This is a genomic window from Rhodococcus sp. IEGM 1409, from assembly GCF_030056735.1.
Classification (GTDB): Bacteria; Actinomycetota; Actinomycetes; order Mycobacteriales; family Mycobacteriaceae; genus Rhodococcus_F.
This window is the reverse complement of record NZ_JASHKN010000001.1, coordinates 534553-549878: the sequence shown is the minus strand read 5'-3', so window position 1 is coordinate 549878 and position 15326 is coordinate 534553. Positions and strand designations below refer to the sequence as shown.

The 15326-nt window shown below is 60.5% G+C and carries 15 protein-coding genes and 1 tRNA gene; 8 read left to right on the top strand and 8 right to left on the bottom strand.

What is annotated here, in order from left to right; translation table 11 throughout:
• Positions 1–13 precede the first annotated feature (13 nt).
• The gene (locus QM716_RS02715; protein WP_283302220.1) at positions 14–916 is read right to left on the bottom strand and encodes a proline iminopeptidase-family hydrolase; all 903 of its coding nucleotides are present in this window, start codon (positions 914–916) and stop codon (positions 14–16) included.
• Between the two features lie 361 nt (positions 917–1277).
• Here QM716_RS02715 and QM716_RS02710 point away from each other — a divergent pair, with 361 nt between their 5' ends.
• From QM716_RS02710 to QM716_RS02680, 7 genes are all read left to right on the top strand, one after another.
• On the top strand, positions 1278–1937 hold the full coding sequence (locus QM716_RS02710; RefSeq protein WP_283302219.1) for an RraA family protein: 660 nt from the start codon (positions 1278–1280) through the stop codon (positions 1935–1937).
• Positions 1934–2776 (top strand): carbon-nitrogen hydrolase family protein, encoded by an 843-nt coding sequence (locus QM716_RS02705; protein ID WP_283302218.1) that lies wholly within the window; start codon positions 1934–1936, stop codon positions 2774–2776. Before QM716_RS02710 ends, QM716_RS02705 begins: the two co-directional genes overlap by 4 nt.
• A gap of 2 nt (positions 2777–2778) precedes the next feature.
• Positions 2779–3705: a transporter substrate-binding domain-containing protein gene (locus QM716_RS02700; protein ID WP_283302217.1), complete on the top strand. Its 927-nt coding sequence runs from the start codon at positions 2779–2781 to the stop codon at positions 3703–3705.
• A 1-nt stretch (position 3706) separates the two neighbouring features.
• Entirely contained in the window at positions 3707–4675 is a 969-nt protein-coding gene (locus tag QM716_RS02695; protein ID WP_283302216.1) for an amino acid ABC transporter permease, read from the top strand.
• The gene (locus tag QM716_RS02690; protein WP_283302215.1) at positions 4672–5463 is read left to right on the top strand and encodes an amino acid ABC transporter ATP-binding protein; all 792 of its coding nucleotides are present in this window, start codon (positions 4672–4674) and stop codon (positions 5461–5463) included. The genes QM716_RS02695 and QM716_RS02690 overlap by 4 nt, the downstream gene beginning before the upstream one ends.
• Before the next feature lie 64 nt (positions 5464–5527).
• On the top strand, positions 5528–6853 hold the full coding sequence (locus QM716_RS02685; protein WP_283302214.1) for an aminotransferase class I/II-fold pyridoxal phosphate-dependent enzyme: 1326 nt from the start codon (positions 5528–5530) through the stop codon (positions 6851–6853).
• 212 nt (positions 6854–7065) lie between these two features.
• Positions 7066–7677, top strand: coding sequence for a hypothetical protein (locus QM716_RS02680; RefSeq protein WP_283302212.1), 612 nt, complete (start codon positions 7066–7068; stop codon positions 7675–7677).
• 9 nt (positions 7678–7686) lie between these two features.
• Here the strand turns inward: QM716_RS02680 and QM716_RS02675 are convergent, their stop codons facing one another.
• Together QM716_RS02675 and QM716_RS02670 are read right to left on the bottom strand one after the other, a co-directional pair.
• Positions 7687–8646: a formylglycine-generating enzyme family protein gene (locus QM716_RS02675; RefSeq protein ID WP_283302211.1), complete on the bottom strand. Its 960-nt coding sequence runs from the start codon at positions 8644–8646 to the stop codon at positions 7687–7689.
• A gap of 49 nt (positions 8647–8695) precedes the next feature.
• Positions 8696–8771 (bottom strand) — tRNA-Arg (locus QM716_RS02670).
• Between the two features lie 243 nt (positions 8772–9014).
• Here QM716_RS02670 and QM716_RS02665 point away from each other — a divergent pair.
• The gene (locus tag QM716_RS02665; protein WP_283302210.1) at positions 9015–10394 is read left to right on the top strand and encodes an LLM class flavin-dependent oxidoreductase; all 1380 of its coding nucleotides are present in this window, start codon (positions 9015–9017) and stop codon (positions 10392–10394) included.
• A gap of 7 nt (positions 10395–10401) precedes the next feature.
• On the opposite strand, the gene QM716_RS02660 is transcribed toward QM716_RS02665, so the two are convergent.
• From QM716_RS02660 to QM716_RS02640, 5 genes are all read right to left on the bottom strand, one after another.
• Positions 10402–11427 (bottom strand): winged helix-turn-helix transcriptional regulator, encoded by a 1026-nt coding sequence (locus QM716_RS02660; RefSeq protein WP_283302209.1) that lies wholly within the window; start codon positions 11425–11427, stop codon positions 10402–10404.
• Between the two features lie 81 nt (positions 11428–11508).
• On the bottom strand, positions 11509–12375 hold the full coding sequence (locus QM716_RS02655; RefSeq protein ID WP_283302208.1) for an acyl-CoA thioesterase: 867 nt from the start codon (positions 12373–12375) through the stop codon (positions 11509–11511).
• Entirely contained in the window at positions 12372–13196 is an 825-nt protein-coding gene (locus tag QM716_RS02650) for a DUF1295 domain-containing protein (RefSeq protein ID WP_283302207.1), read from the bottom strand. Before QM716_RS02650 ends, QM716_RS02655 begins: the two co-directional genes overlap by 4 nt.
• Positions 13193–14116, bottom strand: coding sequence for an SDR family NAD(P)-dependent oxidoreductase (locus QM716_RS02645; protein ID WP_283302206.1), 924 nt, complete (start codon positions 14114–14116; stop codon positions 13193–13195). The genes QM716_RS02650 and QM716_RS02645 overlap by 4 nt, the downstream gene beginning before the upstream one ends.
• Positions 14113–15324, bottom strand: coding sequence for an acetyl-CoA C-acyltransferase (locus QM716_RS02640; protein ID WP_283302205.1), 1212 nt, complete (start codon positions 15322–15324; stop codon positions 14113–14115). The genes QM716_RS02645 and QM716_RS02640 overlap by 4 nt, the downstream gene beginning before the upstream one ends.
• Positions 15325–15326: the final 2 nt, after the last annotated feature.

The window sequence follows — 15326 nt, the reverse complement described above, 5'->3', positions numbered from 1 at the left end:
CGACCGGGCGAAATCACGTATCTTTGCCATCGAGGAAGTCGGCGACCACCTTCATGAACAATTCCCGCTCTTCGATGTGCGGCATGTGGCTCGAATGTTCGAATCGGACCCACCGTGCTCCGCTGATCTCGCGGACAAAAGGTTCGACAGTGCGATCGGTTGCTTCGTCGTAGGCACCGTTGATTACCAGCGTTCGAGTCTGAATCCGGGAAAGACGTTCTTTCACAGACCAATTGCGTAGGGATCCGATGACGTGAAACTCGCTTGGACCGTTCATCGTGTGATAGACAGTCGGATCGGTGTCGATCCACTCGAATGTCGCCGCCACTTCCGGTGGGGTCGGAATCGAGCGGCATACATGTCGATCGTAGAACTCCGACATCGCCGCCCGATACTCCTGTGAGTCCGTCGTACCTGCATGTTCGTTGCGCAGCAACGCTTCTTGGACCTCAGGTGGCAAGGCGCTCCGCAGTTCGGCTGCTGCGTCCACCCAATCCTGCATCGATGCTGGTGAATTCGCGATCACCAGATTCCGAAGCCCTGATGGTCGGCGTAGCGCATGCTCAGCCGCCAGCATGCCACCCCATGAGTGCCCCAAGAGGTCGTACTCGCAGATTCCGAGCTCCGAGATTAGATTCTCGAGCTCGCGGAGGAACAGGTCGACGGTCCAGAAATCGTAGGGAGCTTCGGGCATATGCGTCGAGCGTCCGTTTCCCAATTGGTCGTAGTGTATGACGGATCGGTTGCCGCTGACCAAATCGCTCAGGCTGACCAGATAGTCGTGGGTGCAACCAGGCCCACCGTGTAGCACCAACAGCGGACGACCACGTTCTGGAGGCCCTTCGCTTTCAGCTGTCCAGCGGTAGTAGGTACTCCATTGTTCGATTCCGACTACCGATTCTTCGACAGTATGCACAGCCGTATCTCCTTGCAGCTCGTGGGCGATGCTCTGATCCTCGACTCCAGCAACGGCGTTGCCAACCTGTTCTGTGTCTGAACAAAACTCGCGTGAGCGCCCGCCGCGGACAAAACTATGATCTGCATCTCAAGGTTGCTTTCGATGAATTCTTCCTGTGTAACAGCTGGATTAACTGTCGCATGTCGGATGGGAAGGTCACTCGTTCCTGCTCAGGGGTGCGGCCGCAATCGACATACTCGCGATCTTCGGCTTATCCGGGTTGCGCTTTTTGTTCAGTAACAAATGCTATTGCACCTGAACTATCTCACCCTGCATGCTCGGCTGACCAACCGATAACGTCCAAGGAGGTGAGTTCGAGATGACTTTCTCAGTCGGCCCGCAGTTTCCCAGGCCGGATGCTCAGTTGATGGAGAGATTTACCCGAGTTACCGCAGCAACACTCGGCCACACAACAGATTTCGGGTTTCCTCGTGGATTGAAGCCAGTTGGTCCTTCGGGCCGATTCGCGGGTCCGGCCCTGACAGTCAAGATCCCCCATCTCGATTCGACCGCTGTTCATCGTGCGATGAGTTTGGTTCAACCGGGGGATGTTGTTGTGATCGATCAGTCCGGCGACGATCACCGTTCCAGTTTTGGTGGCACGCTTGCCGCAATCGCCGCAGATGCGGGAGCAGTCGCAGCGGTGTCGAACGGTTCGACCAATGATGCGGCCGAAATTCGTGAACTGGGGTTCCCAGTGTTCTCTCGCGGTCTTACGGCTTTGACGACACGAATCTTGATGTTGGAAGGGCAGATCAACGTCCCAGTCAGCGTCGGTGGCGTTGTCGTGATGCCTGGTGACATCGTATTCGGCGATGACGACGGTATCGCCGTCGTGCCGGCCGCGCAGGCTCAGGAGGTAGCAGATCGATTGTCGCTCATGGAGATCGACTTCGAGCGTTCGGACCTTCGCGGCACTGTGGCCAGGGGTACTGACCTAGCCGAGTTGACCGGTGCGTCCGGTCAAGGTCCACGATGACTACGGGAGGCAGCCTCGCGATCAGATTGGCTCAAGTGTCCTCGGTGCGCGATGTATCGACGAACGCGGAGCTGTGCCAGTCGTTGGTCGACCATGCGGTGCAGGAAGGAATCGACCTCCTGGTGTTTCCCGAATCAGCGTCGAGTCGGGCCGATGCCGTCGACGAATCTCCCCTGGATGAACGGCTCGATGGATTCTTTGTTCGTAGGTTGGCCGAATCCACGCGCGGGACTGAGCTGACCGTCATCGTGGGAGTCACCGAAACCGCCGATACGGGAAGGCCTTTCAACACTATCGTGGCGCTTCGCGACGGCGAGATCATATCCACGTACCGGAAGATACACCTGTACGACGCCTTTGCCTTCCGCGAATCAGACTCCGTTACTGCAGGAGACGGAACTCTCAGTACCTTTGCGGTCAAGGGGTTCTCGATCGGAATGCTGACCTGTTACGACGTACGATTCCCGGAGGTTGCCAGACTGCTGGCGGACAAAGGCGTCGATGTTCTGGTGCTTCCGACATCATGGGTTTCCGGACCGCTCAAGGAAGAGCACTGGGAAACCCTGTGCAAAGCCCGCGCCTTGGAGAACACATGCTTCCTCGCTGCCGCCGGTCAAACAGGAGGCAACCGAATCGGACGCAGCATGATCGTCGGTCCGGACGGTGTGGTGCGAGCGATGGCTGGAATCGAGGAAGGCACTGTGTCCGTCAGCCTTTCGATGGACCTCCTTCACTCTGCCCGGCACGTGATGCCGGTCCTGAAGCAACGACGCTTCTTCGTCGATCCACGAGCAACAGATGTCGTATCGGCATCCGATTGCCAGTACAGCAGGAGCTGACAATGACTAGATTCATACGACGTCGACACACGATCGCGGCAGTGCTGTGCGCAGGTTCGGTCCTTGCAGGATCGGCCTGTAGTAGCGGCGCCACTGCCGACAGTTCAAGTGCCGCGCAACCCTCGGTTCAGATGGACTCGGCACTTCACGACGCTCTTCCACAGAAGATTCGTGACGCAGGCAAGCTCGTGATCGTCATGCCGGGTGTGAACCCGCCGTGGTGGCAGAAGGCAGGTGACTCCTATAGTGGTGCGGCTGCTGAACTCACCGGCCAACTCGGCGAAGTGCTGGGCATAAACGTCGAGTACGTACCGATGAACGATCTGGCTGGGGCGTTCGCTGCAGTTTCGTCCGGTCGATACGACGCTGGGTTCAATCCCTACGGAGACACCGGCAAATCGGAGAATGTTCAGTTGGTGGACGTGGTGCGTGAGATCGTTCCATTTCTCGTTCCCAAAGGAAATCCAAAGGGTGTGAGCGGTCTCGACGACGTTTGCGGGATCTCGGTGTCCGCGTTGGGCCCCGCCGGTACCGGGTCTGCCTACAAAATTCTAACCGATCGTTCCGATCGTTGTGTGGCCGAGGGTAAGTCGGCGATCAATGTGGTGGGTCTCAAGTCGGTTCCTGATGGGGTTTTGTCCGTCAAGTCGGGGCGCGCTGATGCATTCTTCGCCTCCGGCGCACCACTTTCCTACTATGCAAAGACTTCGGACGGTGCGCTGGAGATCACCGGAAAAGATGCCGACAACGGATTCTCGAATCTTTACCAGGGCATGATTCTTCCGTTGAACTCTCCGTTGACGCCGACAATTCTGGCGGGATTTCAGAAGGTATTCGACAGCGGCGCCTACGACGAGATCATGAACCGTTACGAACTCCAGGCTCAAATGCTCGACGCTCCTGGCGTCGACCTCGCCAGGGCGAAGTGACATGACCGCCAGCGACATGCGTGATCTCGGGACTGCCCGCGTGACCCCTGACGGTGACGACATGATCGATGTGTCGATCGCAAAGCGTCCGCCGAGGCCGTGGACGTGGTTCACGGCAGTTGTCGTCGGAGTTCTTCTCGCTCAACTCGTCAACATGATGGTCCGAAACCCCAACTTCGAATGGGATGTCGTCGCCGAATATCTGACCAGTGAACAAATATTGAAGGGTCTGGTGGTGACGTGCTATTTGACGATTCTGGCGATGTTCATCGGAGTCGTGTTCGGTGGAGTACTCGCCGCGTTCCGAATCGCGGACAACCCGGTGCTCCGCGCGATCGCATCGGGATACATCTGGGTCTTTCGTGGAACTCCGCAGCTTGTTCAGTTGATCTTCTGGTTCAATATCGCACTGTTGATTCCGGTTCTCGGGATCGGAATTCCCTTCGGACCGACATTCCTTCAATCCGAGGCGAATTCGGTGATAACCCCATTTCTTGCTGCGGTGGTAGGTCTCGGTCTTCACGAGGCCGCATATCAGGCCGAGATCTATCGGGCGGGCCTTCTATCCGTCGACGAGGGACAGATAGACGCTGCCAAGTCGGTCGGCATGAAACCGATGTCGATCTTCCTGAGAATTCAACTGCCGCAAGCGATGCGGTTCATTGTCCCGCCGACATTCAGTCAGATCATCGGCATGACGAAGGCTACGTCCATCGTGAGCGTCATCGGCGGCGCGGAACTGTTGTTCTCGGCTCAGGAAATCTACAGTGACACATTCCAAACGATTCCATTGTTGATCGTGGCCTGTATCTGGTATCTCGTTCTGACCACCGTACTCAACTTCTTCCAGTATTTCATCGAAGCGCACTACGCCAAGGGCGCCACCCGAAGCGCATCGACCAATGCCGGCACCTGGTTTGCACAGTGGGTGTCGAAGGGTTTGCGCAAGAATCGAACGAGGACGTCATGACGGATCGAACCAGAAGTACGGGACAACCGCTGCTCTCCATTCGCAATTTGCGAAAGAGCTACGGCGACAATGAAGTGTTGCGCGGAGTCAGCCTGGACCTACACCGCGGCGAAACAGTGGCAATTCTCGGAGCATCCGGTTCGGGAAAATCGACGATGTTGCGTTGTGTCAACTATCTGGAACGGCCAGACGGTGGCTCCATCACTCTCGGTGGTGAGTTGCTCGGGTGTGAACTGAGTTCGCGCGGTCTGCGGATGCTCGGTGAGGGAAAGATTTCCAGACAGCGCCAGAAGACGGGGATGGTCTTTCAGAGCTTCAATCTGTTTCCACATTGGACCGTGCTTCGGAACGTGATCGACGCGCCGATCCACGTTCGAGGCCTGGACAAGGGTAAGGCTCGCGAACTCGGTCTGAGGTTGTTGTCGAGGGTGGGATTGGAAGATCGTGCGGACTCGTACCCGAAGCACCTTTCCGGTGGGCAACAGCAGCGTGTGTCAATTGCGCGCGCGTTGGCGATGGAACCGGAGTTGTTGCTCTTCGACGAGCCGACCTCGGCCTTGGACCCGGCTAACGTCGGCGAGGTGACCTCGGTGATGAAGCAGTTGGCCGACGAAGGGTCGACCATGATGGTTGTCACTCACGAGGTCGGCTTTGCACGTGCCGCGGCATCCCGGGTCGTTGTGGTGGCGAACGGTTCGATCGTCGAGGACGGTCATACCGAGCAAGTGCTGCAGGCGCCGCGGAGTCCGATCACCGAGTCCTTCTTGGAGAACACCCTGCACCGATGATTCGATTCAGGAGCAGACGATGCAGACGCGAGGGACTTGAAGGACGGAGAACATTGTGGGTCGGGTGACCAAGTTCGATGCGGCCCTGTTGGGCAGAAAAATCGAGGACCCATCCTCCCGGGGAATCGCCTCCTACGTAGCTGAACTGATCAGGACAGGTGAACTGACGCCGGGGGACGCACTGCCCCACGTGCGTTCGTTGGCCGAGGTTCTCCGGGTCAGTCCGGCGACGGTCTCCTCGGCGTGGAGTCTGCTCAAGAAACGAGGGCTGATCATGGGCAGCGGTAAGTCGGGAACCCGAGTCAGCAGCCCGGTGGGATTGGTGACGCGAATCGAACCGGCATCGATCATCCCGGCCCGGTTCGACATGCGGTTGCTTTATCCCGACCCTGACCTGTTGCCCTCGCTGAAACCGGCGTTGGTCAGTGCATCGGAGATGCCGGGACTCGACCAGTACTACGATTCGCCCATCCTTCCCGCGCTCAGAGATGTCGTGGAACCCGAGTGGCCTTACCCCGCTGAGGCATTCGCAGTGGCGAACGGCGCATCTGATGCTATATGGACTGTCTTACAGTCACTTTCGGTTCCCGGCGATCGAATTGTGGTTGAATCCCCGACGCAACCTCAGTTGCTCAACCTCATGTCGGATCTGGGTCTGACCGTGGTGCCCGTGCCGTACGTCGAGGGCGGGTTGTCACTGATGCATCTCGAGGAAGCAATGAAGACACGTCCTGTTGTGGTCTTCTACCAGCCGAGAGCTCAGGTGCCGACGGGTAATGCAACAGCTTCGGACCGCGCATGGCGGATCGCGGAAGTACTGAAGCGCAATACTTCCGCGATGCTCGTGGAGTACGACGATCTGAATGCTCTGTCGTTGGTGGATATCAACAGTGTGGGCGAGTATCTCCCCAAACGGACGATCCACATCAAGTCCTATGAGAAGTCGTACGGGCCTGATCTGCGGCTGGCAGTGATCGGAACGACTCTTGCTCGGATGGCCACTGTCCATGCGCAGATCCGATTGACAAGGCAGTGGACATCACGGATCTTGCAGAGTGCCTTGGCGTGGTTGCTGCAGGACGAAGTGACGGCTGAGGGCGTCGCTCGCGCCCGAGGCATTTACGCAGAAAGGCTCTTCGCGTTGACGTCGATGTTGCACGCCAACGGCATTGATGCGCCCGCCAGGGACGGGTTCTGCGTCTGGATTCCCGTGACCGACGAGGCAAAGGCGATCGAGCATCTCACGGCGCACGGGATCCTGGCTCTTGCCGGCGAGACGTCGTATTCGACGGGGGCGTTACCGCATATCCGTGTTGCCACGTCGAGAATGGAGCCGGGGATGAGCAGTCAATTGGCGGAGATTCTCCGTCAGTCCGCGCTCGCACTGTAAACGAGAACTGTTGAATGGAGTTGGAAGTGAAATACCCACGTAGCGGACGGATTCCGGGGACTGCGTGTTCGAAGGACCAGCGGTTCAGCCACTTCAGTTTCATCCCTTCTCGTCCTAATGGTCGTGTTGCTGTGCTCGTACACGGGAGCGACCGGGCCGCCGAGTCCCTGCGCGAGTTGTTTTTGGAATGGGCGGAAACGACGGGAACCACATTGCTTGCGCCACTATTCCCCGCAGGGATCGGCAATCCGGCGGACAGTGACAATTACAAATCCCTCGAGTACGAAGGAATTAGGTTCGACCGCGTTTTGATCGACATGCTCGACGATCTTGCCGGCTGGGTGGAACTGGAGCTCGATCCCGAAGTATTACTGTTCGGATTCTCCGGGGGCGCTCAGTTCGCTCATCGGTTCTTCCTTGTCCACCCGCAACGAGTTCTTGCGGTCTCGATCGGTGCACCCGGCAATGTGACGTTGTTGGATCGCGCGCGCGATTGGTGGGTGGGCATCGGAAACGCCTCGACTGTGTTTGGTCACGACATCGACCTCGAACGTCTTGCCTCGGTACCGGTTCAGACTGTCCTCGGTGGAAACGACGACGGTCGAGACGTCATCGCTGTCACACCCGAGCAGCCCAGATGGATGCCAGGAGCGAACGACGCCGGCGTGACCCGGGGTGATCGAATTGCGTCATTGCAGAACAACTATCGCCGGGCAGGAATCGATGTACAAGAAGTGGTGATCGACTCGGTGTCACATCATCTAGCGCCGATGGTCACTCACGTTCAGGGATTCTTCGATTCTGTGCTCCAGCGGGCTGCCTGACGCGTCCTTCTACTGCGGAATGCGGATGATGCACCGGAAGCCGACGTGGCAGGTCGAGGACTCCTCGGATTCGCCCTGCCGCGCGGCAGGGCGGTAGCGCAAGCAGTAGTTCGGTGCACACAGATGTGAGCCGCCCTTGATCACCCGTCGTGCGTAGGGTTCGCCAGCCAAGGCCTCCGTGGCGAACTCCGCTCGGGGATTGCGAGGAATGCAGCACGAAGAGGCAGGCGCGAGATTCTTCGAACTGTGGGCGTGGTCGGACGTGTAGTGATCGGCCGTCCATTCCCACACGTTCCCGGCCATGTCGAGCAGTCCGTAGCCGTTGGGCCGGAACTTTCCGACCGGAGCGGTGCGCTCGTACCCGTCCTCGAGCAGGTTCTCCCAGGGGAACTGGCCCTGCCAGACATTCCCGCCAGGCCGCCCGCCCGGAGAGTCGTGATCGCCCCACACGTAGGCCTGGCGATCGAGTCCGCCGCGGGCGGCGCACTCCCACTCGGCCTCGGTCGGGAGTTCCTTGCCGGCCCATGCGGCGTAGGCCTGGGCGTCGAAGTACGACACGTGGGTAACGGGGTGCCGTTCACGTCCCCCGATATTGCTGTCGGCGCCCTCGGGATGGCGCCAGTCGGCGCCGGGAGTGAACGACCACCACTGGGTGTAGTCGTCGAGTGGAACAGGGCCGGGTGGTGAGTTGAAGACCAACGATCCCGGAACGAGGAGGGCTGGATCGGCGTCGGGATAGTCGGCGGGATCCGGGGCGATTTCCGCAGTGGTGACGTGGCCGGTTGCTTTCACGAAGCGTCGGAACTCGGCGACGGTCACCGCCGTCGTGTCCATCCAGAATCCGTCGACTGTGACCTGGTGAACTGGGCGTTCTTCCGGATAGAAGTCTTCGGAGCCCATCCAGTACGTCCCACCCGGGATCAAAGACATGTTCTTCGGGGGAGTAGCAGTGGAGTGAGGCGTCGTCATGAATTCAAGAATGGCACGTTGGTCGCGCCGATGTGGGGAGAGTCCCACCTGGTGCCCTCGGCAGGATTCGAACCTGCGACCCTTCCTTTAGGAGAGGAATGCTCTATCCCCTGAGCTACGAGGGCGGGGAGCATACCGACAAGCACTGAAAACCCTGTGCTGCGGGGGTTTTCGCTTCCCGATACTGCTGTTGCATCCGCTCGACCTGTCGGCACGAAGCCCCAGACGTCACAGCTGCGCTAGTCAGTGTAGCGGCCCGCCGACGAGGTGGCGAAGTCGACGGTATCGCCGGGTGCAAGCAGGAGGCCGAACCGATCGCACTGATCGCAATGGTGGTCACCGCGGAGCGGGCACGGCATGGTGCGGGAATGACCCGCAGAATCCGCTTCAACGCCTTTGCCATGAACTGCGTCGCCCACCAATCGCCAGGTCTGTGGCGCCACCCCGAGGACCAGTCGTCCAGGTACACGGATCTGAGGTACTGGACGGAATTGGCCAAGCTCCTCGAGCGTGGACGATTCGACGGACTCTTCCTGGCAGATGTCCTGGGAACGTACGACGTGTACGGCGGGAACCACGACGCAGCGTTGCGGCAGGGCGCGCAGGTACCGGTCTCGGACCCGCTACTGCTAGCGTCGGCGATGGCTGCCGTGACGGAGCACTTGGGCTTCGGTATCACCGCAGGTACGGCGTTTGAGCATCCGTACCCGTTCGCTCGGCGCTTGAGCACCCTCGATCACCTGACGAACGGGCGAATCGGCTGGAACGTGGTCACCGGATACCTCCCGTCGGCCGCACGGAACATGGGCGAGGACGACCAACTCCAACACGACGATCGCTACGACCACGCGGACGAGTACCTCGAGGTTCTCTACAAGTTGTGGGAAACGTCGTGGGAAGACGATGCGGTGGTGCGTGACAGGACCACAGGGGTCTACACGGACCCGTCCAAAGTTCATCCGATCGAACATGAAGGCAAGCACTTCACGGTTCCGGGCATCCACATCTCGGAACCGTCCCCGCAGCGGACGCCGGTCATCTTCCAGGCCGGCGCGTCGCCTCGCGGGGTTCGATTCGCCGCCGAGAATGCCGAGGCAATTTTTGTCGGTGCGCCGACCAAGGCGATTCTCAAAGACACCGTTGCCCGAATCCGAAACGAGCTGACCAAGGTGGGCCGCGATCCGTACTCGGCCCGGATTTACACTCTGTTGACGATCATCACCGACCGAACCTCCGAATTGGCTCAGGCGAAGCTCGAGGATTACCGCAGTTACGCCAGCAGCGAAGGTGCACTCGTCTTCACCTCGGGATGGATGGGGATCGACCTGTCCGGATACCGAGCCGACGAGCCGATCGGAAACGTCGAGAGCAATGCCATTCAATCCGCGGTCGCATCATTCAGTCAGGCCGACGAGAAGGGCCGTGAATGGACGGTGGGGGACATCGCGGAGTGGGCGGGTATCGGCGGGCTGGGTCCGATCGTCGTCGGTTCCGGCGCCGAGGTCGCGGATGAGTTGCAGGAGTGGGTTGCCGAAACCGACGTCGACGGGTTCAATCTCGCGTACGCGGTGACTCCAGGAACCTTCGAAGACATTGTGGAGCATGTGATTCCGGAGCTGACGAAGAGGGGCGCCTACCAGAGCGACTACGACGAGGGGACACTGCGCAACAAGTTGTTCGGGCGAGGCGACAGGCTGCCACTCGAACACCGTGGCCGGAGTTTCGACCGGATCCGCACTGCCGGCTGAGCGGACCTCAGGACCAGCCGGACCCGGGCACGTGGACCGAGGTGGTGAGGTCGATCGCCTCGATGTCCGAAGACCTCAATTCCTCACCGCACACACTGCACCCGAGCCTTGCTTCGAACCGCTTTCCGCAAGCGTTGTGATGGAGAACGATGTCCGGACCGTCCGCGGATCTGAACCAACGCTGACCCCAGGAGATCATGCACATCACGACGGGGAAGTAGGCCGTCCCCTTGGCGGTGAGTCGATACTCCGACCACTGGGGACGATCCGGAAGCGGCCGCGTTTCCATCACACCGATCTCGGTGAGGTGCTTCAAGCGATCCGCGACTATCGCCGGTGGTGCGCCGGTGATCTCGGCGAACTCTCCGTAACGGCGGGCGCCTCGGAAAGCCGCACCGATGATCGCCGCTGACCAGCGATTGCCGACGAGTTCCATCGTGTGAGCCAGAATTTCCGGTCGGCGTTCGGACTTGGTGGAGCGTCGCCGAGATGTTGCTTCGGGGACACTGCGTGAGAAGTCGCCACTCGGGCCCATTTCGGAGTCCAGAGACCGCACGTCCACGTCCTCGCCGCACTCCTTGCACCGCAGGATCGGGGTGAAGTCGTTTCCGCATGTGCTGTGCCGCAGTGGTGGTAGCGGCGCGGTTTCATTGGGCGCCCACTGCTTCTCCCACGACCACATGGTGATGAGGACGGGCCAGATCGACTGCCCTTTGCGAGTGACCGAGTACTCGTGTCGCGGCGGATTCTGCTGATACTCACGACGCTCGAGCATTCCGCCGGCCGTCAGGATTGCCAACCGTGCGGACAACACGGAGTTGGAGATTCCCCCCAGTGCCAGCCAGTCGTTGTAGCGCCGCGACCCCAACAAGGCGAACCGCAGAATCCAGAGGTTCCACTCGTCCCCCAACAACCCGAGCGTGACGGCCAGTGCGTTGGGTCCGCCTGCGGGCAACTCGGTGACGCCCACCGACGCCGTGGGTGTCAAAGATCCGGCCGACGCCGTGGGTGTCGAAGCGCCGGTTGCATTCACTCGTACCACCCCGAAATCATAGGCCGCGAACCCTGAGGCACCGCGAGAGCGTACCGAGTGGTCTGCAGAAAGAGTCGGGAATCACTCGATACGGGCAATGAGTAACGCTTCCTGGGTGATCTGGCAGATCTGGAGTCCGGATCGATCGAAGACCGCGGCGTTCACGACCGCTCTGCCGGCATGAGCTGTGGGAGTCGAATGTTCGAAGAGCAGCCACTCGTCTGCTCGCACGGGGCGCTGAAACCACATCGTGTGATCGAGGGATACACCCGTCCAATCCGTATCGAGCGAGTGCTCCTGCCCGATGTCGTATCCGTGCGGAGTCAGAGCGGTGGCCATCAGCATCAAATCGCTGGCATAGGCAAGAGCAGCGACGTGAATCAGCGGATCTTCGCTCAATCGCTGCGCCGAACGCATCCAGATGTTGCGCGGAGGCGCCGCCGAATGTGTCGTGGGGCACTGCGAATCGAGCGGTGACACACGAATCTCGATGGCGGAGAACTCCTCCCACACTTCTCCTAGTTCACCGTCTGTCTCGGCCAACTCTTTCAACGTCGCGCACTCTTCGGGTGAGAGTGCTGCAGGAACGGCTCGACTGTGAGTGATGCCCTCGTCGATCGAAGAGGCCGAGACCGTCGAGCGGCAGACGAGTCGTCCGTCCTGGTGGACGTCGACGCCTCTGGTGGACAGGCGCTTTCCGTCGCGAAGACGATCCACCGAGAACTCGGTCGCGCGATTCGTCGACCCGGGGCGCAGGAAGTGCGTGTGGACGGAACTTATCGTTTTGCCGTCGGTGACCGTGTGTCCGGCTGCGAGAATCGACTGGGCGACCAGTTGGCCGCCGAACAACTGAGGTAGTCGAACACCGTCGTTCGACCCTTGCCACCGGTCCGGGCCGGTCGATTCCAGGTCGAAGACGTCGGCGAGGCCACTCGTGGGGGCAGTCACGACGCGTGGTTTCGGGCCGGGCGGGGCGGACGGGGAAAGAATCCGCTGGTCCGGGCGACGTAGTCGTCGTAAGCCTGCCCCTTGCTCTTTCGCATGCCACGTTCGAGCAACGCCTTACCGCTGTAGCTCAACAGCAGTTTGATCATCACGATCGGCGAGATGATCGTGATCAGCGTCAGCGGATCACCGAGTGCGAGGATGAACAGTCCGACCCAGACGCACGCATCGCCGAAGTAGTTGGGGTGCCGAGTCCAGGCCCACAATCCACGATCCATCACTTTTCCGGTATTGGCAGGATCAGCCTTGAAGCGGGAAAGTTGGTAGTCGCCAACCGATTCGAAGGCGAAGCCGATGGCCCAGATGGCGATACCGATCGCGCCGACGACGCCGAGGGCACGAAACTCGTACATCGCGAACTGGACGGGCAGCGACACCACGAGAATGAGGACGCCCTGGAGTCCGTAGATCTTACGAATCAGGAACGGAATCAACGGTCCCTGTTGATGTTTGAGCAGGGCAGTGTAGCGCTTGTCCTGCCCGTGCCCACGGTTTCTGAAGCCGATGTACAACCCCAGTCGCATCCCCCACACCACGGTCAGGACAAGGACAACGAGGCGACGCAGATCGTTTCCTTCCGATCCGATGGACGTCAGGTACGAGACGACGGCGACGACGGCGAAGCCCGGCCCCCAGCAGATATCGATGATCGAGTGATTGTTCATTCGGATGGCGACGGCCATCACTGCAGCGATGAAGAGGAGTACGGCGAGTGTACTCACACCGAAGTTCAGTGCTAGATCGCCCAGTGGGATGTCGGTCATGCGTGCGCTTTCTGATTGTGGTGGTCGAGCAGTTCGGAAGCGAAGTCCGCGAAGGCTTCCTGTGCGCTCGGATAGGTGTGAGGTGTGCCGAGTCGACTGGCTACGAGCAGTGCATCGAGCGCCGTGGCATCGAGTTCGGTGGTGGTAGGTAAGAATTCGGTCGATCCCTCGACGGCGTCGGCCGAACGCACGCCGTTGCCTGCCGTGACGATCACCTGACCGTTGGTAGTGGACTCGGGATCGACAAGGGCGGTGACTACCGGTGCGACCAAGTCGGCTCCCATAATGTCGATGAATTCGGGGTTCATTCCGGATTCGGTCATCTGCGTAGTGGCATAGGGAAGAAGGACATTGGTGAAGACGTTGCGGTTCGCACCTTCTGCCGCTGCGGTGCGACCCAGGGCGATCACGGCTCCCTTGCTTGCGGCATAGGCGGATACGGTGGGCTCACCGTGCAGTCCTGCGGTCGAGGCGATCATCACGATGCGTCCGAACCCGGCTTCGCGCATCACGCGGGAGGCTTCGGCTGCAACCAGCGCGGTCCCGACGACGTTTGTCGTGATGACGGTACTGAGGTTCTCGGCAGTGGTGCGGTGGAGCATCTGCGGACCGCTGACCGCGGCGCTGGTGATGCAGAAATCGAGTCGTCCGAACCGAGTGAGAGCGTCGTTCAACAACTTTCGACCGACTTCGGGGTCGGTGACGTCGTCATGGTTGGCAACGGCCTGTCCACCGGCTTCGAGGATTTCGTCGACAACCTGATCTGCGGGGCCTCGGCCGCTCGAATCGAGTGTGCGATTTCGATTGTTGACGATCACCGTGACGCCTCGGCTTGCCAGATGCAGCGCGACGGCGCGGCCGAGGCCCTTGCCACCTCCGGTGACGACGGCAACGCGGCCGGAGAGTGCACTGGCGGTCATGATGCGATCCGTTCGACGAGCACGGCAACTCCGACGCCTGCAGCGCCACTGACCGCGGCCACGCCGTATCGTCCATCGCTTCGAACCAGTTCGTCGACGCACGCGCCCACGAGAATTGCTCCGGTCGCGCCGAATGCATGGCCCATCGCCATCGTTCCGCCGTTGGGGTTCATCCGGTCCGGCCCGGCGTCGAGATCGCGACGGAACCGCAGGCAGAGCGCGGAGAAGGCTTCCGCGAACTCGAACACGTCGATGTCCTGCGGACGCAGCCCGGCTCGCGCGATGACGGCCTCCACGGCGCTCTGACCTGCCGTGAGCATGAGAACCGGATTCACCGATGTCGACGCGGACCCGATGATCCGTGCGCGAGGTGTCAAACCGGCTCGGGCAGCGGCTTTCTCGGACCCGAGGAGTAGGAGTGCAGCTCCGTCGGCCATGGCGGGAGAGGATCCGACGGTGTGCAGGTGTTCGATCTTTCCGACCTCTGGGTAGGCAGCGAGCGCGAGAGCATCCTGACCGCCGGCGCCGAGTCCCTCGAATGCGGCCGGAAGTGCTGCGAGTCCCTCTGCGCTCGTGTCTGCCCTGACCAGTTCGTCGTGCGCGATTCCAGCCTCACCGTTTCTGCCGGGAACAGGTACAACCGACCGCTCGAACGCCCCGTTGCGCCACGCTTCGGCAGCTTTGTGCTGGGTTTCGACGCCGTAGGCATCCAACTCGTCGCGGGAGTATCCCTCGATCGTGGCATTCAAGTCGGCGGCAACACCCATGTGGATGGAACCGATCTGCGCGATAGTCGCCGGGTCGGTCCACAGCGGTCCGCGATCACTGAACATCGGAGTGCGGGAGACGCTTTCGACGCCTCCTGCCACGACGAGAGAGACGTCGTCACTTCGGATGCGGGCTGCGCTCTGGCCGACTGCGTCGACACCGGATGCGCAGAAACGATTGAGGGTCGCGCCGGGAACGGAGTCGCCCCAACCTGCCAGGAGTGCGGCAGTTCTCGCGATGTTCGCGCCCTGCTCGTCCACCTGTGATGCGCAACCGAGAACTACGTCGTCGATCTGTTCTGCGGCGAGGTTTGTTCGACCTTGCAGAGCCTTGGCCAGGTGGACGACCAGATTCACGGGGCTGTGTTCGTGGAGGGCGCCTCGCGCCGATGCTCGACCGCGCGGGGTGCGCACGTAGTCGAGGACAAAAGCATCAGTCATTT